Raw genomic sequence first — 25,888 nt, forward strand, 5'->3', positions numbered from 1 at the left:
CAACCTACGCTTCAGAATGAGGAATCGTCATTTCCTGCCCGGAATTCTGCTTTTGCTGCTGCCTGTTGTTCCTGCACATGCGCAGACGGCGATTCAGCAGGGGTTCAACCGTTTATACAATCTGGATTTCTCAGGAGCTCATCAAAGCTTTGATACCTGGGAGAAAACGCATCCCACTGACCCGATGGGTCCGGTTTCTCATGCGGCGGATTTCCTCTTTGCCGAATTCGACCGGCTCGGCGTGCTTCAGTCGCAATTCTTTATCGACGATAACCGGTATGAGTCACGTAAGAAGGAAGCCCCTGATCCCAATATGAAAACAAAGTTCGATCAGGCGCTGAACGCGACAGATGACCTCTCAAGTAAGGCCTTGGCTGCCAACCCTGACGATTCCAATGCGCAATTTGCCAAGGTCTTCGCGCTGGGGCTCCGGTCTGACTACGCCGCGCTGATCGAACGCCGCGATCTGGCCGCCATCAGCTATACCAAGCAGAGCCGGGCAATTGCTGAACAGCTGCTGAAGGAGAAACCTGATGCTTACGACGCTTACCTCGCCGTCGGAATCGAAAATTATCTAAGCGGAATCAAGCCTGCGCCGGTCCGTTGGATGCTGCAGCTGGGCGGAGTGCAGACCGATAAGGAAGCTGGCCTGCGCGACCTGGAGCTGACTGCGGCACACGGCGACCTGCTTGCGCCCTTTGCACGGCTTCTGCTGGCGGTGGCGGCATTACGCGACAAAGACACAGCAAAAGCGTGCAATCTTCTCAGCGGATTGTCAGCGCGCTACCCGCAGAACAGTCTCTATCGAAACGAAAAACAGCAGCGCTGCCACTAGACGAACTCTTCGAGCCCGCTCCGCCGGGATGATTTGATTGCTTGGATAATTCTGAGCTGGGCTTGCTGGCGCGCAAAAATGCGACATCGGGTCAGGCTGCATGATCGGGAGATTGCATCCAATATCATCGGCGCCGCGATGGATTTACAGACAACAGCCTTCGATCCAGTTCAATCAGCAAAAGACGCCGGACTTCGTTACGTAACGGATGCGCAACCCGGTATCCTGCGAAAGCGGCGTGGCAAAGGGTTCCGCTACATCGGGCCAGACGGCAAGCCAGTGCGCGATGCCGAGACGCTTGCCCGTATCGAGTCCCTCGTGATTCCCCCGCATGGACCGATGTGTGGATCTGCGCCAATCCCAAGGGACATCTTCAGGTAACCGGACGTGATGCCAAGGGCAGGAAGCAGAGCAGATATCATCCTCGCTGGCGTGCGATACGCGATGAAACCAAATACGAGCGCATGATACTTTTCGGCACGGTTCTGCCTACCGTTCGTCAACAGGTAGAGCAAGACCTTAGCCTCGCTGGAATACCGCGAAAGAAGGTGCTGGCCGCCATCGTCCGGCTGATGGAGACCACATACATTCGCGTTGGCAACGAGGAATACGCGCGTACCAATCATTCCTACGGGCTAACCACCATGCGAAACCGTCATGTCGAAATAGAGGGCGCGAACATCACCTTCAAATTCGAGGGCAAGAGTGGCATTCGCCACAGCATCGATATCAATGACCGCAGGCTGGCAAAAATTATTCAGCGCTGCCAGGATCTCCCCGGCTATGAGCTCTTTCAGTTTGTCGATCGAGAAGGAGAAAACCACACGATAGACTCGGCCGACGTAAATGATTACCTGCGCGAGATTACGAATCAGGATTTTACGGCGAAGGACTTTCGCACCTGGGCTGGGACCGTGCTCGCCAGTATGGCCCTTTGCGAGTTCGAAGCATTTGCCTCAGATACAGAAGCGAAAAAGAATATTGTGCAGGCCATTAAGCAGGTCGCCCGCCAACTCGGTAATACGCCTTCCGTCTGTCGGAAGTGCTATGTTCACCCTGCGATTCTGGAAAGCTATCTCAAGGGAGTTTTGCGCCGCAGCGCAAAGCGAAGCCACAGTAAGTCTGAAGATGGATCGCATGCGCTGCGCCAGGAAGAGGCTGCATTGATGCGCCTGCTGCGAAATGGCTCATCTTGAGACTTCGGTCCGGCAACCGAGAAAATTGTAGGGTGACGTGGCGCCAGTCGACGGGTTGAGATCTCAATGCCTGTCGTTTGTTATAGTCAATAAGATGGCGTCGAAGGTTCAGGTAAGCGCGAAACCACAGGAAAAATCTCCGGGAATTCCATATGTCGCCTTCGTTCTTGGCTGGCTGGTTCCGGGACTAGGACATGTGCTTACGAAGCACTGGATACGGGCCGCTTTACTCTTTGTCTCGATTACATCTCTGTTCGTGCTCGGCATTATGATGCAGGGCAAACTCTACGCCGCCAATACCGGGGACATGCTGGAAATGCTCGGCTTCGCCGGCGATCTTGGCTGCGGTCTGCTGTATGTGATTGGACACCTCCTCGGTCTCGGCCACGGCGCCGTCCAGATCGCTACCGCTGACTACGGGACCAAGTTCATTGTTGTCGCCGGGCTGCTGAATATTATCGCGGCGGTCGACGCGCATAACCTTCGCATAGGCAGGAAGCCGGCATGCTAGCCCTCTCGCATTTTTCTTCGGTCCTGGTCTTCGCCACATTTGCCTCGATTGTCTTTGGCATCACCCAGCGCACCACTCCCAAAGCCATGGTCCGGTACGGTCTTTACTGCTGGAGCATGTTCGTGGGAATTGTGATTGCGGCCAGCTGGGTGATGTGGCTTATTCGCCGATAAGCTCAGTGCCAGGAACGGTCCCACACCATCGCATCGAAAGAGTGCTTCTCGACAAAGCCTATGCGCCGGTAAAGCTCGACCGCGTTGGCGTTTTCTTCGGTGACAGTCAGCGTGAGTCCGCGAAAACCGCGACGACTTAGATTCTCCGCACATTCTTCGATTAAACGAAGTCCCAGACCAGCTCCTCGCTGATCATGCGCAACGCAAACCTGCGTAACGTGACCCACTTCTTCGCGCACTCGTGAGCACAATAGAACACCGACGAGAGAAGCATCCGCGCTGCGAACGACCGAACGTGATGCGGCGGGATCGAAAATGCCGCAGCCGGGAAAGCGGACAATGTTGTGCAGAAAACGCAGCGAGCCGGCGACCGAGCGATATTGATCGTTGATGTAGCTGTCCAGGTGGCCGTTGTAGGCATCCGCTATCAAATAGCTTGCTGGCTGAAAGTCGCATTCGCGCCAGGGATAAATGGTGAAGCCCTGAGGAGTCTCCCGGGCTTGGACCGAGGGCTTAAACTGCGTCAGATCAAGCTCCATAAAGAGCCTGCGGAACAGCTTGAAACCGGTCTGGCGAAAGATTTCTGCGTGTACTCCATGTGGATGGAGCAGGAGCTGGCATTCTACGCGGTTGATGCCGGGCGAATGCTGCAACAGCTCGATCAGATGATCCAGCAATTGGCTTTCCACGTCGGCCGCCGCGCCGGAGAGCGAAAAGACATCGCCAATAATGGCCTTATGGTCTTCGTAAACGCAAAAAATATATCCGCAGATGCGGCCATTTTCGACGGCAACGTAGCCGGGCAGTACGCGGGAGTCGAGATATTGCAGCAGCAGGTCAGCTGAGGAACGGTAATCCCATTGCAGACGCTCGCTCCACATGCGGCTCTCTTCTTCCAGCACATGGCGCAGGCTGCTGGCAGAAAAGTGTCGAAGGTCGAGGATCTCGAGTTGCAATGCAGAACTCATCATTCACCGCTTACACGTGTCCCTGGGCGAACATCAGATTTCGCCTCTTTCCGGACCCAAAATCCAGACTTACTTTGACTACTCGCGAGCAGTCACTGCATAGACGACCAGGTTCTGAGCAGGATACACGAAGAGTGGCTCGTATCGCCTTCCGGTAAGTTTTTGACGCAACTCACCCACATAAGACTCACGCGCTACCAGAATGTGCTGCTCCGGGGGAATGCCGTCCTCTTCATAATTCACCACTTTCCGGTCACGGTAAAACGAAAGTCCATATTCCATGTCGCGACGGACCTTGTAAACAGCTACCGTGTCATCGGGCGGAGCGATCTGCTTTAGTATGCGATAAAGCGGCCTCGCCGAATAGGTGAGATCAATCAGCTGGACGGTGCCTTTGGTCGAGGCAATCTGTCCGAAGCCGAAGAATGGCCCGATCCCGTAGAGAAAGAGGAGCAGGATCACGATCGGAATCATGGTGGCGATCCGCAACCTTTGAATGCCGAAGCGGCCTACCGTGATCAGGATGAAGATGGCAGCCGCAAATCCGGTTGTACCGGCCGCAACCAGCGCATTCGTGGGCGGCCATGAATCCGAATGTTGAATAAGCCGCGGCAGTAACAGGACCAGAGTGGTAAGGCCGCCCGCCAGCACCCCATGCAGAATCAGCAGCCATGGTTTGAGGCCGCGCTCGCGCATGCGGTTCAGGTAGTCGCCAGTCAGAATGGTAATCGGCGGAATCGAAGGCAGAATATAGCCCGGCAGCTTGGATTCCGAAAACGAAAAGAACACAACAGGAATCAACGCCCAGAGCACTAGAAATTCAGGAAAGGCGTCGCCTGTCCGTTGATGGCCCATGTAGTGGAACTTCGCTCGCCTGGCCCGCCATTCCGCGATGGAGCCCTGAATGGCGTCGTTCAGAGCAGCTACAGCGATCACCGCCCACGGCATGAGACTCAGCAGCAGGACGGGTATGTAATACCAGAAATGCTGATCATGCTCGAACCGGTTCGTAGCAAAGCGCTCCAGGTTATGTTCGAGGAAAAACACGCGTAAGAAGTTCGGATTTCGCTTTTGTACCGCAATAAACCAGGGCAGAACCATCGCCAGATACAGGATGATTCCCGGCCACCAGACGCTTCGCCGCAAGATCGACCACTCCTTACGCAGCGCTGCAAAGACAGTAATGATTACGATGGCAAGAAACGGAGCAACCGGCCCTTTGGCCAGCGTCGCCGCACCCACAAAAAAGTACAGGTCGAAGAGCCAGAATTTACTGTCCGTCTCATACCAGGCATACCAGCCCAGCATGCCAATGCAGAACGGAGCAGCCAGCTGCATGTCGGTAGAGGCGCCACGTGCAAAGCTCAGGATCCCGACACAAGAGGCAGTCAGGAGTGCCGCATCCAGCTGCCCCCCGGGGCGAAATCGCCGCATATGCAGGAAAATGAGCGTGACCAGAACGAAGGCAAAACTGGCCGAAGGGATGCGCGCCGTCCAGTCGTGCACACCGAATTCCCGGAAGGCAAACATGGCCCGCCAATAGTAAAGAGCAGGCTTTTCCAGCCACGGCTTGCCATACAGAATTGGCGTGACATAGTCGTGCCGGTTGAGCATCTCACGAGCGATCTGGGCATAGCGCGGCTCGTCAGCGCCTACAAGGCCAATGCCCGCTCCGCCGAAGATGGGGACGAGACCATAAAAGAGAAAAAAAGCGGTAAAGAGAAAAAGAGTCAGTGCTTCCAGCGTCGTTCCCAGGAACGGGAAACGCGTCATAGCAGTCGTGGGATGGATGCGCAGCGCCTTGATGCTCTTGGAGATAGCCACGTTCTTCGTAAGGTTCCCGCAGTAAGGCTATCAGATTCGGTCAGGCGACTTCATGAACCGCGGCGCTCAGGGTATTTCGCGCGACATTCACGATCATCTCCGCCGCTTCCGGAAGCGGACCGTCGAGCGTGCACCCGCTGGCGTGCTGGTGTCCGCCGCCTCCAAATCGCTCGGCAATGCGCGCTACATTCACGTCACCTTTGCTTCGCATGGAGAGCCGGACGCGATGGTTACTCAACTCCCGCAGAAAGATGGCAACGTCCACACCAGCTATACCAATGCCGTAGTTTGCCAGCCCCTCGCAGTCTTCCTCTGCCGCATGTGTGCGAAGCATGTCCTCATGCGTGACCCACATCCAGGCAATACGTCCATCGCGCCGCAGGGTGGAAAGCGCTGCACCTAACAGGAGCATCTTCGACATCGGGTGCGAAAAGTAAACGTCTTTGGCGATGACCGCCGATCGCGCTCCGTGCCGCACCAACTCTGCCGCCAGGTCAAAGGTGTGCGCGCCAATACCCTCGTAGCAGAAGGATCCCGTATCTGTCAGAACAGCGGCATAAAGACAGTTAGCCATCTCCGGAGTGACATGAACCCCTGCGAGCATGGCCAGTTCATAAATCATCTCTGCGACGGCGCAGGCTTCCGTGTCGATCCAATTCACCTGTCCGAAGGTGCGGCCGCTGGCGTGGTGATCGATATTGATGAGTTTGCGTCCCTCCAGACCGCGAAGCCGCGACCTCTCGATGCCATCGCATTCGAGCAGAATGACAGCATCGTAGTTGCCATCCACGCGAGAGACCTGGCGAATGGCAGACGCACACGGAAGTGAGCGGTAGATCAGCGGCACTCGATCGCACGAAACCATCTCCACATGCTTGCCGAGCTGTTCAAGAATCATCGAGCAGGCCAGCATCGAACCCACCGCGTCGCCATCCGGGCGCGCATGTGCGCTGACCAGAAAACGCTGACCGGCTTCGATGGCTTGTAAGACTGCGTGAATGTTGTGCCGCTCGCCCATGGTTCTCAGTTTGCTGCTATCGGAATTTCTCCCCCGTATGACTACTCCACGGCATTCTTCTGCCGCTTCTTCGTGCGCCCCAGCAGTTCATCGATTCGGGTCTTCATTTTTTCTGAGCGGTCTATGTGAAACGTAAGCTCCGGCACATGCCGCACGCCCATCCGTTCCAGCAATTCACGCCGGATATAACCCCGTGCCGCCATCAATCCTTCTACTGTCTTTGCCTCTTCTTCCGGGCCGCCATCGACGGCTACATAAATCAACGCCGACTTTCCCCCCGGGTTCAGCACCACTTGGCTGATATGGGCAAAACTGATACGAGGATCTGATAACTCACCCTCGATCATGGCTCCAATCTCCTCGCGCAGCGTCTCCGCCACGCGATCCTGATGATATTTACGCGCCCGTTGTTCTGGCATTCTCTACTTCCTTTGGTTAAACGATTGAGAATATCAGACGAGACGGCCCTGGTCGCGTAAAAGTGAGCAAAAAGGTTGGAAATGGAGCCGGAACGAAGGTCCGGCATGCTGAAACAAGAAGTGTTATGAGTCTGACTCCCGAAGGATCGAGGCCAAAATGTAAAACGCCTGTGGATATTGATCCACAGGCGCTAACAATTCAGTAGCCCTCCCCCAAGTGCTACTCAATGTCTGAACTTTACCTTGGGTGAGAGCGGTTGCATATACCAATTTAGTTTCCAAAAATGGAATTGTCGTAACCAATAACAAGTTACCGTTGTCAGCCGAAGTGCTCCTTTTTCACGGGAATAGCGGGAATTACCGACCGTTCATTGGGCTAAATGCGCGCAATATTGCGAGACTTCAGGATGTTTTTCGACGAGGTTCACAGCTAGCAGTTAGAAGGATGAGCGCCGGCGGCAAAGTGAAGCATAGGCATAGCTAGGACAATCGCAGCAAACACACGACGCCGCTTTGATGGGCTTTCGTCGCAGGATTCGTCTTTTCCATGACAAAGGCAACTTTAGATGATTAGAATGTTCGCGTTTACATTCCGCACCTTAATCTGTTCTCTGAAGGAGAAGTCAAAAGAAATGTCTCGTAGGAATATATCTGCATCCTGGGTTCTCTCGCTGTGCATGCTGGCCGCTCCGGCCGCCGCCATCGCGCAATCCTCACAACTTGCCGCGACCCCGCCAATGGGCTGGAATAGCTGGAACCATTTCGCCACGAGGGTGACGGATGCCGATGTTCGCGGCGCAGCGGATGCCCTGGTCTCCAGCGGCATGCGAGATGCAGGCTATATTTACGTGAATATCGATGACTCTTGGGAAGCTGGGCGCGACGCCCAGGGCAACATCCAGACGAACAAAAAATTTCCCGACATGAAGGCCCTGTCTGATTATGTGCACTCGAAGGGCCTGAAACTGGGCATCTACTCTTCGCCTGGACCGCAGACCTGCGGCAAATACGAAGGTAGCTATCAGCATGAAGAGCAGGATGCCAAAACCTATGCAGCATGGGGCATCGATTACCTGAAGTACGACCAGTGCAGCTACGGCAAAATCATTCAACAGGAAGCGGGCAACGATCACGAAAAAGCTTTTGCCATGCAGAAGGACTCTTACGACAAGATGTACAAGGCTCTTAAAGCCACCGGTCGCCCGATTGTTTTCAGCATGTGCCAATACGGTTTGAACAATGTGTGGGAGTGGGGAACCGAGGTGGGCGGCAACCTGTGGCGTACCACCGGCGACATCAACGATCACTACACGCGCATGGAACAGATCGGCTTCTCGCAGGCCGGGCTCTCAAAGTACGCTGGGCCGGGACACTGGAACGATCCTGACATGCTCGAAGTCGGCAACGGCGGCATGACCGACGACGAATACCATCTGCACATGACGCTGTGGGCGATTCTGGCTTCGCCGCTCCTCGCCGGAAACGACCTGAGCAAGATGAGCCCCGAGACGCTGGCGATTCTCACCAATAAAGAAGTCATTGCCGTCGACCAGGACGCACTCGGCAAGCAGGGCGATCGCGTCTGGGCAGAAGGTCCGAGTGAAGTATGGGCAAAGCCGCTCTCCGGCGGAGCTAAGGCTGTTGCGCTCTTCAATCGGGCGGAATCAGCACGGCCTATCACGCTCAAGCTCAAAGACGTGGGCTTCGGCAACAATGCGAAGCTGCGCGATCTGTGGGCGGGCAAGGAAGTCACGGCCACGAATGGCAGCTACACGGTGCTGATTCCGAAACACGGAACGGTGCTGCTCAAAGTCAGCCAGTAGCAAATGGAAACAACAGAAGAACTTTCGGCGAGGACGCTTTCCCGCGTCTCTCGCCGATTGATGCCTTTTCTCTTTGCGCTTTATGTGTTCGCGTATCTCGATCGTGTCAACGTCGGATACGCGGCACTCTTTATCCGGCGCGAACTCAGCTTCAGCGATACGGTCTACGGCACCGGCGCGGGACTGTTTTTTTTGAGCTATGCGCTGTTTGAGGTACCAAGCAACCTGATTCTGCTGCGCGTCGGACCACGCCGTTGGATTGGCCTGCTGATGGCAATTTGGGGCGTGATTTCAGCCAGCATGCCGCTCGTGCATACGCCTTTTCAGTTTTATCTGCTGAGATTTCTTCTTGGCGCCGCCGAGGCCGGTTTCTTCCCGGGCATTGTTCTCTATCTCACATACTGGTTTCCAAAGCAGCAACGGGCGCGGGCTGTTGCGCGTTTTATGGCGGCGACAGCGATCGCAGGCGTGATTGGTGCGCCGCTTTCGAATCTACTGTTTCGGCTCGATGGAGTGGCCGGCATCGCCGGATGGAAGTGGCTCTTCGTTGGCGAAGGTGTGCCTTCCATTCTGCTTGGCACGCTGGTCTTCTGGGTATTGACCGATACACCGCATGAGGCAAGCTGGCTCAGTGCAGACGAGCGCAATTGGCTCATCGAAACGCTGACATCCGAGCAGGCGAACATTCCTGACAAGCACTCCATGCACTTGCGTGACGTATGGCGGAACTCGATGCTCTGGCGGCTGGCGTTTATCTATTTCGCCATCTCTGTGGGGCTTTACAGCCTCAGCTTATGGCTGCCGGTGGTGCTCAAGCAGATATCGCATGCTTCCGATGCCCGCGTCATTCTGCTCACGGCCGTTCCTTATCTTGCAGCTACAATCGCAATGCTCTGGATCGCGCATAGTTCGGACAAGCGGCAGAAGCGGCGCTGGTATCTGGTTGCGAGTCTGATCGCCGCAATGCTGGGCTTTATCTTGAGCGCATGGCTTGCCAATCCCTGGCTGGCGATGGCATCGTTATCTCTTGCCACAGCTGGAATCTGGGGCGGCTTCGGGCCGTTCTGGTCCATGCCCACGAGCATGCTGCGGGGAACGGCAGCCGCGGGCGGCATCGCTATCATTAATTCCGTCGGAGGTCTGGGCGGCTTCTGTGGCCCGTACTTGATGGGCGCGGTCAGCGATGCCACTCACAACTTTCACGCCGCTTTGCTGACGGCCGCAGGATTGCTCTTGCTGGCGGCTCTCGTCGCAGCCCGGCTGCGCGCAATCTGAATCAATTTGTAACGATAAGAGGCACGAATCACGATGATGCTGCAATGGAATCGATACCAAAAGGCAAGGCTATCAGCCGGATCTTTTACCCTCATCCTTATTCTGTCCGTTCTCTCAGCCCCGCCAGGCACCGCGCAAACTCAAAAACCGGTATGGCGCATTGGAATATTCGATCGCTCCTCCGCTGAATTTGCTGACGGCGCACCCAGCCAGCCGTCCACATTCGTTATCGGCCGCGACCAGACGGAAAAAAGCTGGTACGGCTTTGCTCCGTCAGCCTTTCCTGCCGGCCATGTGGAGCCCTCTTCGGCGCCACGTACCATCCAGTTTTCCATGCCGGAAAAGCCAGCGTCCGGATATCGTCTGCGTGTCTCGCTTCTTATCGAACACTCCAGCGTGCCCGCCTTGCGCGTGGCGATTAATGGCCGAACCGGCACCTTCTATCTGCACCCTGAGCTGGACTACAGCATGGGCGACACGATGGCCGCATTCTTCTCCGCGTACGGCCACGCGACCGTCGAATTTGATTTTCCCGGAAATTATCTTCATTCGGGCACAAATTCCATCTCCCTGCAGGCTGTAGCCACCGCCGAGAAAGGAGTTCCCGACGCGGGATTCAATTATGACGCGATTGAGCTCGACCCATCGACAGCAGCATCGTCTGCGCCAAGCGCGCATATAGAACCGACGATCTTCTACCGACAACACGAGAACTCACTGACTGAGCAGGTAGATGTCTTTGTCCGCTACGGCCAGCGCCCGCAGTCGGGAAAAGTTGATCTGGAAATCGCAGGACGGCACTTCCAGGCGCCTTTGCGCGCCGATCAGGATTTTGGCGAGGAGCGCATTCAGTTGCCAGTGCCCGAGTTTCCTGCGAACACCCGAGCCAGCCTCACAGTAAACCTGAGCGGACGCACCGCGCACTTCCAGGAAACTCTCAATCCGCAAAAGAAGTGGACGCTCTTTCTGGTCCCACACGTTCATCTTGATGTGGGCTATACCGATTACCAGGCAAAGGTCGCTACCATCCAAAGCCGCATTCTCGATGAGGCCATGGATCTGACCGCGAAGCATCCTGCCTTCCGCTTTAGCACCGACGGCTCATGGAACCTGGAACAATATCTCAAAACGCGCACGCCGCAGGAACAGCAACGAGTCATTCAAGCGATCCAGCACGAGCAACTCTATATCCCGGCGCAATATGCCAACGTGCTCACCGGCTTTCCCACGGCGGAGACGCTCATCCGCTCGCTCTATCCCAGCGCGAATTTCAGCCGCGAGCACGGCACGCCGCTCAACTACGCCAACATCACTGACGTGCCTTCTTATTCGTGGTCCTATGCGTCAGTGCTGGCTGCGGCAGGCATTCAATATTTTCTTGCTGGAAGCAACAACGATCGCGCGCCGGTGCTGCTGCAAGGGCACTTGAATGAGAATTCGCCCATGTACTGGGAAGGCCCTGACGGAAAGAAAGTGCTCTTCTGGTATTCGCGGCATTACATGCAGATGCAGTTCATGTTTGGCCTGCCACCGCTGCCGCAGACTGGCGAAGAAGTTGTGCCGCTGTTTCTGCAGATGTATCGGCGTCCGAATTATCAGGCGCACGCTGCGATTCTCTTTGGCACGCAGGTCGAGAACACCGACCTCTTTCCGCAACAGGCAGAACTGGCCGATCAATGGAATGCGCTCTATGCCTATCCGCGCATTCAATACTCCGGCTTCCATGATGCTCTCGCTGAAATCGCAAAGCAGTTCGGCGATCAGATTCCAACCGTTCGCGGAGATGGCGGACCCTACTGGGAAGATGGAATCGGCTCCGATGCCTTCTACGCCGCAATCGAGCGCGAGAACGAAAGCCGTGGTCCATCGGCAGAGAAGCTGGCCACCATCAGCTCGCTCGTGAATCCGCGCATCGCCGTCGATCACGATGCTCTCGGCAAGATGTGGAACAACATGGTGCTCATGGATGAGCACACCTGGCTCTCATGGAACAGCGTCTCCGATCCGGATAGTCGCGAAGCTACCGAACAGCTACGCGTAAAAGACTCACGCGCCACCACCGCTGCCGAATTGCGCGATCATCTGTTGCGCGGCAGCATGGCCAGCATCGCCGACTCCATCGCTGCAGGCGTTGGCAGTGTCATTGTCTTCAATCCGCTTAACTGGAAGCGGGATGACGTTGTCGGCTTCGATCTTGACAAAGGTTATGAGATTGTCGATCGCACGACAGACCAACCAGTATCCAGCACAGTGGTGCATGAAGGCCCGAACTTCCGCCGCGTCGAATTTGTCGCCAAAGACGTGCCAGCCGTCGGATACAAGGTCTATTCGCTTCGTCAATCTTCTGCTCCCGCGACCGAAGCAAAATCGGGCAGCAATACAACTCTCGAAAGCCCGTACTATCGCATAGAACTCGATCCCTCTACCGGCGCCCTGCGAAGCGTCTACGACAAGCAGCTGCAAAAAGAATTAGTAGATCAGAGCAGTCCATACCGCTTCGGGCAATATCTCTACGTGAGCGGCGGCGATAAGGAGCCGAACAGCGTCCTCCAATACCGCGTGGTCTCGCCAAAACCCGAGCTGCAGGTTCACACCGCCGGGCAAGGCCATCTCGTATCGGTAGAACATACAGCTTACGGATGGAGCGCGCACATCGAAAGCTCCGCTGAAAACACCCCAAAAATCATCAGCGAAATCCGCCTCTTCGAGAACGAAAAGAAAATTGAGTTCCTCGAAGACGTAAACAAGAAAGAAGCGCTGACAAAAGAAGCGGTCTACTTCGCTTTCCCCTTCGCCATGAGCCATCCGCAATTTCAGTACGAAATTCAAAACGGCGTCGTCGATCCGTCAAAGGACATGTATCCCGGCGCCGGACACGAGTGGTTCTCGATCCAGCATTGGGTCTCGGTACAACAAGACGGCGCATCCGGAACCGTGATGCCGCTCGATACGCCGCTGATCACGCTGGGCGACATCAACCGCGGAGCATGGCCAACCGAGTTCGGCTCGCGCCCCGGCAGCATCTTCGCCTATGCCATGAACAATTACTGGCACACGAATTATCGCGCCGCGCAGGGCGGAGACTTCCGCTTCCGCTTCGTGATCACCAGCGCCCCATCGACCGATGCGACCGCGCTGAGCCGTGTGGGATGGCAGGAGATGACGCCGCTCGAAGTGGACGAAATCCGCTCGCAGGATAAAGCACTCGACCTGCCCCGCCCGCTTGACGGCAAGCAGGCGGGCTTCCTCACCATCGACGATCCCAACCTGGTGCTCGATACCTGGAAGCCTGCCGAGGATGGCGACGGCACCATCCTGCGCCTGATCGACCTGGGCGGGGCAACGCGCACGGTCTCCGTCAAAACGCCGCTGCTCGCCATCCATAAAGTCTGGGAAACGGACGCGGTCGAGCGCAACCAGAAAGAACTGACCGCGCGGGATCAAAATGGATTCAAAGTCGAGGTGCATCCGCATGAGATTGTCACCATTCGGCTTAGCGGCGATCCTCTGCTCCGGGCGCCGACCGAATAATTCCCAATGCGGGTTTGGCGCGCTGATTTCGTTCCCAATCGGCGCGCCTTTCGACTTGTATTGCCGAGAAACAGTAAAATAAGAGTGACGATGAAATGTCTGGTCATCTCTCGCGTATTTACACCACGACAAGCTGTCTCCGCTGAAGGCCCTGTGAGGCCTGAGTGGCGCTGCCTGCCTCGCATTACGCGAAAGCGCGGACCTCGACCGGCAGCATCCACCGGAATCAATTATTTATGAGTGCTACCAAGCTGGAACCGACACATAGTGATCTGCAGGAGCAACTGCAGAGCAGGGAACAAGTTTTCGACGCCTTTCGCCGCTGGGGCTACCTTCAGGCGCAGCTTGATCCCTTAGGCCAATACCTCCCCGCCGAGCCAATCCCCGAACTTGATCTTGAAGGCGACGACGCCGACGAAGCCCGCAGCTATTATTGCGGCACCATTGCGGCGGAGTTCATGCACATTGCCAGCCGCGAGCGCCGCCAATGGATCGCCGATCGGCTGGAGACGCCGGCTCAAGACGTCGATCAAACAAGAATTCTCGACCTGCTCATCAAAGCCGACGTCTTCGAGCAGGTCATCCAGTCGCGCTATCTCGGCACCAAGCGATTCTCGCTCGAAGGCGTCACCGCGCTCATCCCCTTTCTTGACGAGCTGTTGAATCGCTCAAGCGAGCTGGGCGCAGAAAAAGCCGTCATCGGTATGAGCCATCGCGGACGCCTCAGCGTCATGGTGAACACCTTCGGCAAATCGCCTGCCGATATTTTTTCCAAGTTTGAAGATGTGGACCCGCGCAGCATCCTCGGCGGCGGCGACGTGAAGTACCACGTAGGCGCCACCGGCGATTACGCCACCCGCAACAACAAATCTGTCGCCCTGCATCTGGTCTCGAACCCCAGCCATCTCGAAGCCGTCGATCCCGTAGCCATGGGTCGCACCCGCGCCAAGCAGGCACGCTATGGCAAAGATGGCCAGGACCGCGTGCTCCCGATCGTCATTCACGGCGACGCAGCCTTTGCCGGACAGGGCATCTGGGCCGAAACACTGAACCTCGGCTCGATTGATGGCTTCACCGTCGGCGGCGGCATTCACATCATCGCCAACAACCTCATCGGCTTCACCGCCGAGCCAGACGAATCGAACTCGTCGCGCTTTGCCTCCGATTTGGCGAAGCGCATGCCCATTCCCATCTTCCACGTCAACGCGGAAGACCCTGACGCAGTCGTACGCATCGCAGCGTTGGCCATCGAATACCGCTACACCTTCAAGAGCGATGTTGTCATCGACCTCATCGGCTATCGCCGTCACGGACACAGCGAAGTCGACGATCCGACGATTACGCAGCCCTTGCGTTACGCTAGGATCAAGGATCATCCTCCGCTCTACGAGATTTACGCGAAGAAGCTGGGCGCCGACATCGCCGGACGCGTCAAGGAACTGCAGACCGGCTTCGCCGAGGCGCAGCGTGCCGCTAAGTCAATGAAGAAGATGCCGACGCTCGCACAGCTGCCCGATTACTGGTCGGCCTATGCAGGCGGCAAATACAAGCCGGAATATGAAGTCGAAACCGGCCTCACCCCTGAGGAAGTCGGCAAGATTGCTCTCGGTCTCACGAAATATCCGGCAAACTTCCATGTCCATCCCAAGATCAAGAAGCTGCTCGAACAGCGCGCCGAAATGGGCGAAGGCAAAAAGCCCTTCGACTACGGCATGGCCGAAGCGGTCGCTATCGGCTCACTGCTCACGCAGGGCACGCCGGTGCGCCTCACCGGACAGGACAGCCAGCGCGGAACCTTCAACCATCGCCACAGCGTTCTCATCGATATCGAGAACGAAGAGACGCACATTCCGCTCAACCATCTCGCCGATGGACGGGCCGAGTTCGAAGTCTACAACTCCATCCTTTCCGAGGCCGGAGTGCTTGGCTACGAGTACGGCTACAGCCGCGACTACCCGGAAAAGCTGATCATGTGGGAAGCGCAGTTCGGCGACTTCGCCAACGGCGCGCAGATCATCATCGATCAGTTCATCTCTTCCGGCGAAGACAAGTGGGGATTGCTCGGCGGCGTCGTCGTCCTCCTGCCGCACGGCTATGAAGGCCAGGGCCCCGAGCATTCAAGCGCCCGCGTCGAGCGCTATCTGCAGCTCGCAGCGCACGACAATATGCAGATCTGCCAGCCTTCCACGGCCGCGCAGTACTTCCATCTGCTGCGGCGTCAGGCCATGCGCAAGTGGCGCAAGCCGCTCATCGTCTTCACACCCAAGAGCATGCTGCGCCATCCCGATGCGGTCTCGTCCATCGAAGATTTCGCGCAGCCTCACTTCCTCAACGTGCTGCCGGAGACGGAAATCCCAAGCGCAAAGCGCCTGCTCGTCTGCACCGGAAAGATCGGCCACGAGCTGCGTGTCGAGCGCGAAAAGCGCAAGGACACGTCGACGGGCATCATCTTCCTCGAGCAGCTCTATCCGTGGCCCGAGGCCGAGCTCGAAGCCGCCATCCAGGCGCACCCCGAGGCGCACGAAGTGATCTGGGTGCAGGAAGAACCGGAGAACATGGGCGCTCTCTCTTTTGTCATGCCGCGGCTCAAGCGGCTCGCCCGCGACCGCCAGGTGCTGAGCATCAAGCGGTCAGCAGCAGCAAGCCCGGCCACCGGTTCAGCCAAAGCGCATGAAATGGAGCAAAAGACGCTCATCGAGCTGGCACTCAGCTCCGGGCTACAGGAGAAAGCCAGCAAGTAAGGCTGGCCCAGAAACAACAATGCCTCCGGCGGCGGACTGGCCGTCCGGGGCAAACGAAAAAGCCCCAGTAAAAACTGGGGCTTTTTCATTTTCAATGGGCGCTCACTTCTGGACCGCGGCCGATGTTTATAGATGCCGTCATCCAAGCGAGAGTCGCAGCATAAGCATCTCGCAAGGTGTGGGCCTTTAGGCCCGGGCTTTAACTTGTCAAGCCCCCTTGGCCGTTTCTGCCGATCTAATCCAGACAATCTAAAACGCTTACACACCAAACAAATTTGGCAGTCTATTTCCCCTCAAACTGCTAAAATAGAAGTAGAGAGAAAACAAACGCCGCTAGCGCGGGCGTTTTTCATTTTCAGGAGAAAACGGGGACCCTCCCGTAAGTCATTGAAAACTAGAACCTACCTAACCCGAGCAGAATCAGCAGCATAGCGGGGGATCATCCCCCGTAAACTATTGAAAACAAACACAACCAGCCCACCCACCCGGGGGGGAGGGGGAGGATACCCATGCCTGCCAGACAGAGCGTCAGCGACTACGAATGCCAGCACGTTCGTCCCAGCGGAAGAAAATGCGAAGCCATTGCCATCCGCGGACACCGCTTCTGCTACTTCCACCTTCAGACTCGACGCAGCAGCCAATCCACCATCACGCCGGCCGAAGCCGTCGCCAACGGGGCCACCGCACCCGCTCCATCCGCCGCGACCCTCACCTTGCCGATGCTCGAAGACCGCAGCGCCATCCAGCTTGTGATTACCGACATTCTCCGCGCCCTCGCAGCTAACCAGATCGACACCAAGCGCGCCAGTCTTCTCCTCTACGGCCTCCAGATCGCCTCCGCCAACTGCAGCAAATACGACGACATCGGCAATCTGCATCCCGTCCGCACCCTCGAACTCACTCCCGAAGGCGAAGAAGTCGGACCCCTCGTCGAAGCCTGATCAAAGGAAAGCCTTCCTGTAAACCGTGAGAAAGTCGCAGAGGAACTAGCTGTCCAGCTTCTTTGTCACCAGCTCGTTCAGAAGCGCCGGATTTGCCTGTCCCTTTGACAGCTTCATCACCTGGCCAACGAAGAAGGCCGCGACCGTCTTCTTGCCGCCGCGATATTGCTCGACCTGCTTTGGATTGGCGGCGATGATCTCGTCGATCATCTTCTCGATCGCGGCCGGATCGGTGATCTGCTGCGGCTTTTCGCGCTCGTAAACAATGGCGAAATCCTCGCCGTTCTCAAATGCCGCGTCGAAGAGCTGCTTGAGCTGCTTGCTCGAAAGCTTGCCTTCTTCGGCGAGATCGGCGGCGAATGCAATACCTTTCATCGTGATCGGCGACTCTTCGAGTTCCAGGCCTTTTAGCTTGAGCCGGCTGGTGAGCTCGCTCTGCACAAGATTGGCCACGCGCTTCGGGCTCTTCGCCGCCTTGGCCGCAGCTTCAAACTGGTCAGCGAAAGCCTGTGTCGCGGTGAGCGTCTGTGCGTCCTGCTCGGAGATTTCGTACTCGGCGACCATGCGGGCGCGGCGCGCCTCCGGCAGCTCCGGCATCTGCTTTGCGATCTCCGCTCTGCGCTCAGCAGTGACGATGAGCGGTGGAAGATCCGGCTCGGGGAAGTAGCGGTAATCGTGCGCCTGCTCCTTCGAGCGCATGGAATACGTGCGGCCTTCATGCGCGTTCCACAGGCGCGTTTCCTGTATAACGCGACCGCCGCTCTCAATCACTTCGATCTGGCGTTCGATTTCATATTCGAGCGCAGAACGGATAAAGCGGAAGCTGTTGACGTTCTTGACTTCGGCCTTGGTGCCGAACTTTTCCTGTCCACGCGGACGCACGCTCACGTTCGCGTCGCAGCGCAGCGAGCCTTCTTCCATGTTGCAATCGCTGACAGCGGTGTAAAGCAGGATTTCTTTGAGACGCGTGAGATATTCGTAAGCTTCCTCCGGCGTGCGGATATCGGGCTCGCTGACAATCTCGATCAGAGGTGTGCCGCAGCGGTTCAGATCGACGTAAGTGCGCGTCGCCGAGTCGGCGAACCCATCGTGGATGCTCTTGCCTGCATCCTCTTCCATGTGCAGACGGGTGATCCCGATGCGTTTGGTGCCCTCGGGCGTAGGCACTTCAATCCAGCCATTCTTGGCTAGAGGCTTATCGAACTGCGAAATCTGGTAGCCCTTGGGCAGATCGGGATAGAAATAGTTTTTGCGGGCGAAGATGGAGCGCTCGCGGACCTCGCAGTTAATCGCCAGCGCCGCGAGTGTGGCAAACTCAACGGCTCGCTCGTTGAGAACGGGCAAAGCCCCTGGAAGACCCAGGCACACCGGGCAGACATGCGTATTGGGAGGCGCGCCGAACTGATTCGAGCAGCCGCAAAAGGCCTTGGTGTTGGTCAGCAACTGCACATGGACTTCAAGTCCGATGACCGGTTCGTACTTCGCCAGAACCTCTGGCGACAAGCTCGCGGTAGTAGCCATAGATAGCTTAATTTTAGCAGCGGACTTATTCAGGATGCCTTTGCATATTGGCTTTTAGTTCTTTGGAATTCAGATGAGGAATGAGCTCTCTTTCAATGGACGGAGTTGATCGCATCTCCCGTGAATGGGCATTCCATGCGAATAGCCGCCCTGAGAGCGTAGCGGGAGATAGATTGCGCTAAACTGAAACAGCATGATCCTCCCATTCGTCCGCGAACTTTTAGCGGACTTGGAGCACTCCTCATCTTTTGAACAGGCACGAAGGCATCTCGCCCTTGCCCGTGGGCGTCGTCGTGTCTCCGGCCTCACCTCGACGGCTCGCGCTCTTTATCTTCCGCTCTTTGCCCGAGCTGCGAATGTTCCAGTCGTCATTGTGGTTGCGGACAACAAAGCCGCGGATACGCTGCAGATTTCGTTGCGCGCAGCCTGCGAGCTGACGGGTGCGATCGCCCCTGAACGCGTGTTGAAGTTACCAGCTCACGACGTACTTCCTTTTGAAAATCTTTCTCCCCATCCGGAAATTCAGGAACAGCGCGCGGCGACCCTGTGGAAGATGGCGACTGGTACGGCTTCGATCGTGATTGCCCCGGTGGAAGCCGCGGCGATGAAGTTCTTTGGCGCGGAATATTACGCCGACCTGGCGCGCACCTTACGGCGCGGGGAAGAGATTGACATTGACGAACTGACGACGCATCTGGCCAGCGCGGGTTATACAGCGCTGGATATTGTCGAGATGCCCGGCCAATTCACCCGGCGTGGCGGCATTCTCGATGTCTATTCGCCGGAGGCCGACCGCCCGGTGCGTGTTGAGTTCTTCGGCGATGAGATCGACTCCATCCGCAAGTTCGATCCGGAATCGCAGCGGTCTTCCACTCCATTGGATGAAGCGGTGCTGCTGCCACTGACCGAAACGCCGATTACCGAGCGCCTTTTGGCTGCGGTACATGCGCGACTAAGCGGCGCACGGTTGGATGCGGCGGATGACCCGGAGATGCTGGCCGAGTCGATCACTGCCGGCGGCGTGAGCGTCTTTCCCGGGTGGGAATTCTTCTCCACCGTTGCCGGAGCCGACAAAACGCTTCTCGATCTTTTTTCGCGATGCGCGCTCTTTGTAGAAGAGCCGGCGATGATCAAAAATCAGCTCGATCGATGGTGGAATAAGGTCGAACAGCGGCATGACCGCAGCGGCATTGGCTCATTGATTGAACCGCAGGACATTTATATGCGACCAGAGCTGCTGCTGGCGCAGATGGCTTCCCACGCCGGTCTCGATATCGATCAGCTCGGCGCGGTGGATGTGCTCGACGAGGACGAAACGCTCGGCGAAATTGAGATCTCATCTCGGCCCACGCTCCGTTTTCACGGCTCGATTCCTGCATTCATTGAGCAGGTGCGTACGTTGATGCAGCAGGAGACGCGCATGCTGCTCGCCGTTCCCAATCAGGGCGAGGTAGAGCGGCTGGCGAACCTGCTGCGCGAATATGAAATTCCTTACCGTCTCGGCAGCCGCATTCAGCATGCCGGCAGCGAGACTATCTACGACGAGTCGAGCTATCTGGCTGGTGATTTGCGCACGCCGATTCTGGTTCGTACGCAACTCGCAAATGGCGTAAGTCTGCCGGAGGCGAACCTCGTTCTTTTTGGCGCGAACGATTTCTCTGACGAAGCGGATATTACGGCACGGCCTGCTCCGAAAAAGTCGAAAACTGCTGCGTTCGTTTCCGACTTCCGCGATCTGGCGGTTGGCGACTACGTCGTTCACGTAGAGCACGGAATTGCACGCTACATGGGCCTCAAAGAGATTACCCAGGATGGCGTCAATATCGAATTCATGATTCTCGAGTTTGCGGAGCAGGCGCGCTTGTATGTGCCGCTCACGCGGCTCGATCTGATCCAGAAATATCGTTCGAGCGAAACCGGAATTGCACCGATTCTGAACAGACTCGGCTCGCAGCAATGGGCAAAGACTAAGGCGCGCGTGAAGAAGGCCATGCAGGATATGGCCGACGAACTGCTCAAACTTTACGCGCAGCGCAAGGCCGCCCAGGGAAATGCTTTTTCGCCGGACAACGAATTTCAGCGCGAGTTCGAAGACGCCTTCGATTACAACGAAACTGACGACCAGCTGAACGCGATCAACGACATCAAACGCGACATGGAATCGCACATGCCGATGGATCGCCTTCTGTGCGGCGATGTGGGCTACGGCAAAACAGAAGTTGCCATGCGCGCCGCTTTTAAAGCGGTGCAGGATGGCAAGCAGGTAGCCGTTCTTACGCCGACCACAGTACTCAGTTTTCAACACCTCGAAACATTCAAAAGACGCTTCAAACTCTTTCCCATTGCGGTCGAGATGATCTCGCGCTTCCGCACTCCGAAAGAGCAGAAGCTCATTCTCGAACAGGTGGAACTGGGCAAGGTCGATATTCTCATCGGCACACATCGGCTGCTTTCGAAGGACATCAAGTTTCACGATCTCGGTTTGCTGGTTGTGGATGAAGAGCAACGTTTCGGCGTTCGCCACAAAGAGCGATTGAAGCAGATGCGGCAATCGATCGATGTGCTGGCCATGTCGGCAACGCCGATTCCGCGCACGCTGCATATGTCGCTCGTTGGCCTGCGCGATATGAGCGTGATCGAGACGCCGCCTAAAGATCGCATGGCGATTCAGACAGTCGTCGCGAAATTTGACGAGAAGTTGATCCGGTCTGCGGTCGAAGTGGAGCTGGAACGCGGCGGCCAGGTTTATTTTGTCCACAACCGCGTAGAGACCATCTACGAAATCGCCGCCAAGATTCAGGAACTGGTGCCCGCGGCGCGCATCACCGTTGGCCACGGACAAATGGGCGAGAGCGAGCTTGAGAGAGTCATGCTGGCTTTCATGCACCATGAATACGACGTCTTAGTAGCGACGACGATCATCGAGAACGGCCTCGATATTCCGCTGGCAAATACCATCATTATCAATCGCTCTGACAGGCATGGGCTTTCGGAGTTGTACCAGCTGCGAGGGCGTGTAGGACGCTCGAATCGTCGAGCTTATTCCTATCTGTTGATTCCGCCTGAGCAGGAACTGACAGAGATAGCGCGGCGAAGGCTGGCAGCTTTGAAAGAATTCTCCGACCTCGGCGCGGGCTTTAAAATTGCGGCGCTCGATCTTGAGCTGCGCGGTGCGGGCAACATGCTGGGCGGCGAACAGAGCGGCCACATCGAAGCCGTAGGTTTTGAGATGTATACCGGAATGCTTGAAGAAGCAGTCGCCAAGTTGAAGGGCGAAGAACGTGTCGAGGTGCCGGTAACGCAGCTGAATCTTGGCATCAGCCTGCGCATTGACGAGAGTTACATCACAGAAGAAAATCAGCGCCTGCGTATCTACAAGCGGATCGCCGGAGCGCAGACCGAAGGCGCAGTCGCCGATGTGCAGACGGAGCTCGAAGACCGCTACGGCCCTGTGCCGGACGGCGTAAAGTTGCTGCTTGAAGCTGCATTACTGCGCGCTGAATGTGAGCGCGTAGGCGTGGCGCAAGTGGACCGAAAGCGCGACCAGCTGCACATTCGTTTTACTGAGCAGGCAAGCGTTGATCCGGGACGCTTGATGAAGCTTGTCGCCAAAAACGCCAAGCGCGGGGCGCAGTTTACTCCTCAGGGCGTATTGCGTTACCCGCTCTCGCAGACTAAGCCGGATGAAGTGTTGATGGAGATTCGCCTGTTGCTCGATGAGCTGATGGTGGAGCAGGCAGCAGCAAAATAAGATCAAAGATAGTTACAAATAGAAACGAGGATGTTTTGAGAACGAAATGGATTCCTCTCTTGCTTGCATTTGGAGGCGTGATGATAGCAACTGCGCAGGGGCTGAACGCGAACGCCCAATTTCGCGCCTTGGCCGACCAGTATTTCGAGAAGGCGACCTTCGCCTACAATCCTACATTCGGCACCAGCGCGGGGCTCCACCAGTACGATTCGAAACTGGAAGACTACAGCCACGCCACCGTCGATGCACAGATCATGACACTGCATGATTTCGAGCAGAAGTTCGAGAACCTGCCTGCATTCCAGATGGACCAATCGACACAGGCTGACCGCCAGATGTTGCTCGACGATATTCGCAGCAAGCTGCTAACGCTTCAGGTCATTAAGCCGTGGGAAAAGAATCCGGATAACTATTCAAGCGGAATTACCAACAGTGCCTTTGTGCTGATGGAGCGCAAGTTCGCTCCCGCTGACGACCGGCTGCGCTCGCTGATTGCCCGCGAGAAACAGATGCCGGCAGTCTTTACGGCGGCGCAGCAAAATCTCAAGAATCCTCCCCACATCTATACCGAGATTGCACTGGAGCAATTGCCCGGCATTATCAGTTTCTTTGAGAACGATGTGCCCGAGGCATTCAAGGACGCCAAAGACCCAGCAACTAAGGCAGAGTTCAAGAAGACAAACGCCGCGGTGATCGCGGCGCTTCAGAGTTATGAGTCGTGGCTGAAACAGGATCTGCTGGCACGCTCGAATGGCGATTTTCGCCTTGGTGCTGAGACCTTCTCAAAAAAGCTGGAATACGACGAGATGGTAGATACGCCGCTGCCAAAACTGCTGGAGACCGCTTATGCAGACATGCATAAGAACCAGGCGGAATTCGCTCGCGTTGCCAAAGAGGTGGATGCTTCAAAGACGCCTCAGGAAGTCCTGGCCGAGCTGGCAACCATCCATCCTGCTCCCGACCAACTGCTGCAGAGTTTCCGCAATACCTTCGATGAGCTGATTTCGTTCATCAATACAAAGCACATCATCACCATTCCTTCCGATGTACGTCCGGTGCTCGAAGAGACGCCGCCATTTATGCGTGCGACGACGCAGGCTTCGATGGATTCGCCCGGACCATTTGAGACGCACTCGAAGACGGCATACTTCAATGTCACGCTGCCAGAGAAAGACTGGACGCCTGAGCACATTGCCGAACACATGGCGGCATTCAACGTCGGTACGGTCATCAGCACCTCGGTTCACGAAGCATATCCAGGACACTATGTGCAGTTTTTGTGGGCGAATAACACGCCGTTGAGCAAAGTCCGCAAGATGATCTATACCAATACGAATGTCGAAGGCTGGGCACATTACTGCGAGCAGATGATGCTCGATGAAGGCTTTGGTCAGCCGGGAACGGGAGCGAAAGACGAACGCGAGGCCCATCTCATCAGGCTGGGACAGCTACAGGACGCGTTGCTGCGCGATGCACGCTTCATTGTCGGCATCAAAATGCACACTGGAGAGATGACCTTCGATCAGGCTGTGGGTTTCTTCGTGAAGGAAGGCTACCAATCACGTTCGGTTGGCACGGTCGAGACAAAACGCGGCACCTCCGATCCAACATATCTTTATTACACGCTGGGTAAACTCCAGATCATGAAGCTGCGTGCAGATATGGAAAAGAAAGAAGGCTCCAGCTTTTCGCTGCAAAGATTTCACGATGAATTTATGCGTCAGGGTGGAGCGCCAATAAAGATTGTGCGACAGGCTATGCTGGGAGATAATTCTCCAACGCTCTAGGCAAAAAACCGCATCATATATCGGTGGCTCTCTGCCACACCAAACCTGTAGTCGATAACTCGAATAGAAAGAGAATAGGACACGCATGAACAAGAAAGTGCGTAAAGCAGTTTTTCCCGCAGCAGGTCTTGGTACCCGCTTCCTGCCAGCCACAAAGTCCATTCCCAAGGAAATGCTGGCGCTGGTCGATAAGCCCATCATTCAATATGGCGTGGAAGAGGCGCTTGCCGCCGGCATCGAGCAGATTATTATTGTCACCGGTCGCGGCAAGACGGCGATCGAAGATCACTTCGACGTGAGCTTCGAGCTGGAAGCGAATCTTGAGCGACGCGGCAAAAAAGATTTGCTTGCTGTCGCACGTAATGTATCAAACATGGTCGAACTTTCCTACGTGCGTCAGAAGGAAGCACGTGGCCTGGGACACGCCGTGCTGATGGCGCGCCATCTCGTTGGCGATGAGCCATTCGCTGTCATTTTGCCGGATGATGTCATCGACGCCCCCGTGCCATGCCTCAAGCAGATGATGGATGTCTTCGATCAGATGCAGGGTTCGGTTCTTGCGACGCAGATCGTGGAAGGCCCCGCTATCTCAGCCTATGGAGTGCTCGACGGAACTGCAGTTGATAAGAATCCACGTCTGATGAACGTGAAGGGTATGGTGGAAAAGCCCAAGCCAGCCGACGCCCCGTCGAAAAGTGCCATCATTGGCCGCTATATCCTTACACCGAAGATTTTCGAGCTGCTGGAAAAGACACCGCTCGGCGCTGGCGGAGAATTGCAGCTTACCGATGGCATCAAGATGCTGCTTGAAAGCGAAAAAGTATACGGCTATACCTTTGAAGGAATTCGTCACGATGCCGGTGACAAATTGGGCATGCTGAAGGCTACTGTCGATTTCGCGCTAAAGCGGGATGATCTGGGTCCGCAATTCAGAGAATATCTGAAGTCTTTGAGCCTGTAGTCTTACTATTAAGCAATGAAAGCCCGGCTTATGAGCCGGGCTTTTTATTTCCACTTGACATTGCAGCCGAGGCTTGGCTTTTGTGTCAGATCCACTGGCTCTCCGACCAGTTGCGCATCCACAGCGCTTCTTAAATCGCTGCCCGTGACTGGAATGCCGTTACCGGGACGGCTGTCATCAAACTGGCCGCGGTATGTCAACTTCAAATCTTTGTCGAACAGAAAAAAGTCGGGTGTGCAGGTAGCATCATAGGCGCGAGCTACGCCCTGAGATTCGTCATATAGATAGGGAAATGTGAAGGCCTCCTGACGCGCCTGCTCGGCTAGACTTTCGGGCGCATCGTCTGGATAATTTGCGGCGTCATTGCTGCTGATGGCGATGACTCCGAGGCCTTTTCCTACGTAGTCGCGGCCTAGTTTTGCCAACTCTTTTTCCAGGTGCTTGACGAAGGGGCAGTGACGGCAGATGAACATGACGAGCAAGCCTTTGGGACCGCGCACCGACTGCAGATCCAATGTCTTTCCGGTGACGACCTCTTGTAGTGAAAACTCCGGCGCTGCAGTGCCGAGCGGAAGCATGGCAGATTCAGTTCTAGCCATTACGTTCTCCTTTT

General features: G+C 56.2%; 18 protein-coding genes and 1 pseudogene. 13 read left to right on the forward strand and 6 right to left on the reverse strand.

Translation table 11 applies throughout. The annotated features are described in order from the left end of the window. Positions 1-16 precede the first annotated feature (16 nt). The 5 genes and pseudogenes from GSQ86_RS15960 to GSQ86_RS15975 all read left to right on the forward strand — a co-directional run bounded on the left by GSQ86_RS15960 (position 17) and on the right by GSQ86_RS15975 (position 2,715). Positions 17-835, forward strand: coding sequence for a hypothetical protein (locus GSQ86_RS15960; protein WP_158750935.1), 819 nt, complete (start codon positions 17-19; stop codon positions 833-835). A 138-nt stretch (positions 836-973) separates the two neighbouring features. Then, positions 974-1,167 (forward strand): annotated as a pseudogene (locus GSQ86_RS24000) (hypothetical protein); the annotation flags it as partial. Positions 1,168-1,176: 9 nt separating this feature from the next. Continuing rightward, positions 1,177-2,031, forward strand: a complete 855-nt coding sequence (locus GSQ86_RS15965; RefSeq protein ID WP_254062435.1) for a DNA topoisomerase IB — start codon at positions 1,177-1,179, stop codon at positions 2,029-2,031. A 94-nt stretch (positions 2,032-2,125) separates the two neighbouring features. Beyond that, complete coding sequence (locus GSQ86_RS15970) at positions 2,126-2,542, forward strand: DUF6677 family protein (protein WP_158750936.1); 417 nt, start codon at positions 2,126-2,128, stop codon at positions 2,540-2,542. Continuing rightward, a complete protein-coding gene (locus GSQ86_RS15975) occupies positions 2,536-2,715 on the forward strand; it encodes a hypothetical protein (RefSeq protein WP_158750937.1) in 180 nt (59 codons plus the stop codon). The genes GSQ86_RS15970 and GSQ86_RS15975 overlap by 7 nt, the downstream gene beginning before the upstream one ends. A 2-nt stretch (positions 2,716-2,717) precedes the next feature. Here the strand turns inward: GSQ86_RS15975 and GSQ86_RS15980 are convergent, their stop codons facing one another. The 4 genes from GSQ86_RS15980 to rbfA form a co-directional block, all read right to left on the reverse strand. Next, entirely contained in the window at positions 2,718-3,686 is a 969-nt protein-coding gene (locus tag GSQ86_RS15980) for an N-acetyltransferase (protein ID WP_254062436.1), read from the reverse strand. A gap of 75 nt (positions 3,687-3,761) precedes the next feature. Beyond that, entirely contained in the window at positions 3,762-5,507 is a 1,746-nt protein-coding gene (locus GSQ86_RS15985; protein WP_371720666.1) for an ArnT family glycosyltransferase, read from the reverse strand. 40 nt (positions 5,508-5,547) lie between these two features. Then, complete coding sequence (locus GSQ86_RS15990; RefSeq protein WP_158750938.1) at positions 5,548-6,525, reverse strand: bifunctional oligoribonuclease/PAP phosphatase NrnA; 978 nt, start codon at positions 6,523-6,525, stop codon at positions 5,548-5,550. A gap of 41 nt (positions 6,526-6,566) precedes the next feature. After that, on the reverse strand, positions 6,567-6,944 hold the full coding sequence (gene rbfA / locus GSQ86_RS15995; RefSeq protein ID WP_158750939.1) for a 30S ribosome-binding factor RbfA: 378 nt from the start codon (positions 6,942-6,944) through the stop codon (positions 6,567-6,569). 632 nt (positions 6,945-7,576) lie between these two features. Between rbfA and GSQ86_RS16000 the strand changes: the two genes are divergently transcribed. The 5 genes from GSQ86_RS16000 (at position 7,577) to GSQ86_RS16020 (ending at position 17,255) form a co-directional block, all read left to right on the forward strand. After that, positions 7,577-8,767 carry a glycoside hydrolase family 27 protein gene (locus GSQ86_RS16000; RefSeq protein WP_158750940.1) on the forward strand — a complete coding sequence of 397 codons (1,191 nt, stop codon included), beginning with the start codon at positions 7,577-7,579 and terminating at the stop codon, positions 8,765-8,767. A gap of 3 nt (positions 8,768-8,770) precedes the next feature. After that, positions 8,771-10,042, forward strand: a complete 1,272-nt coding sequence (locus GSQ86_RS16005; RefSeq protein ID WP_158750941.1) for an MFS transporter — start codon at positions 8,771-8,773, stop codon at positions 10,040-10,042. 33 nt (positions 10,043-10,075) lie between these two features. After that, a complete protein-coding gene (locus GSQ86_RS16010; protein ID WP_158750942.1) occupies positions 10,076-13,573 on the forward strand; it encodes a polysaccharide lyase family protein in 3,498 nt (1,165 codons plus the stop codon). A 164-nt stretch (positions 13,574-13,737) separates the two neighbouring features. Next, entirely contained in the window at positions 13,738-16,314 is a 2,577-nt protein-coding gene (locus GSQ86_RS16015) for a 2-oxoglutarate dehydrogenase E1 component (protein ID WP_371720667.1), read from the forward strand. 509 nt (positions 16,315-16,823) lie between these two features. After that, entirely contained in the window at positions 16,824-17,255 is a 432-nt protein-coding gene (locus GSQ86_RS16020) for a hypothetical protein (RefSeq protein ID WP_158750944.1), read from the forward strand. A 45-nt stretch (positions 17,256-17,300) separates the two neighbouring features. Here the strand turns inward: GSQ86_RS16020 and gatB are convergent, their stop codons facing one another. Further along, the gene (gene gatB / locus GSQ86_RS16025; RefSeq protein WP_158750945.1) at positions 17,301-18,776 is read right to left on the reverse strand and encodes an Asp-tRNA(Asn)/Glu-tRNA(Gln) amidotransferase subunit GatB; all 1,476 of its coding nucleotides are present in this window, start codon (positions 18,774-18,776) and stop codon (positions 17,301-17,303) included. A gap of 193 nt (positions 18,777-18,969) precedes the next feature. Here gatB and mfd point away from each other — a divergent pair, with 193 nt between their 5' ends. The 3 genes from mfd (at position 18,970) to galU (ending at position 25,275) form a co-directional block, all read left to right on the forward strand. Beyond that, entirely contained in the window at positions 18,970-22,527 is a 3,558-nt protein-coding gene (gene mfd, locus GSQ86_RS16030; RefSeq protein WP_158750946.1) for a transcription-repair coupling factor, read from the forward strand. Between the two features lie 80 nt (positions 22,528-22,607). Then, positions 22,608-24,314, forward strand: coding sequence for a DUF885 domain-containing protein (locus GSQ86_RS16035; RefSeq protein ID WP_158750947.1), 1,707 nt, complete (start codon positions 22,608-22,610; stop codon positions 24,312-24,314). 85 nt (positions 24,315-24,399) lie between these two features. Beyond that, a complete protein-coding gene (galU, locus tag GSQ86_RS16040; protein ID WP_158750948.1) occupies positions 24,400-25,275 on the forward strand; it encodes a UTP--glucose-1-phosphate uridylyltransferase GalU in 876 nt (291 codons plus the stop codon). Positions 25,276-25,319: 44 nt separating this feature from the next. Here the strand turns inward: galU and GSQ86_RS16045 are convergent, their stop codons facing one another. Next, positions 25,320-25,874 (reverse strand): thioredoxin family protein, encoded by a 555-nt coding sequence (locus GSQ86_RS16045; protein ID WP_158750949.1) that lies wholly within the window; start codon positions 25,872-25,874, stop codon positions 25,320-25,322. Between the last annotated feature and the right edge of the window lie 14 nt (positions 25,875-25,888).

Source organism: Acidobacterium sp. S8 (assembly GCF_009765985.1).
In the GTDB taxonomy this organism is placed as follows: domain Bacteria; phylum Acidobacteriota; class Terriglobia; order Terriglobales; family Acidobacteriaceae; genus Alloacidobacterium.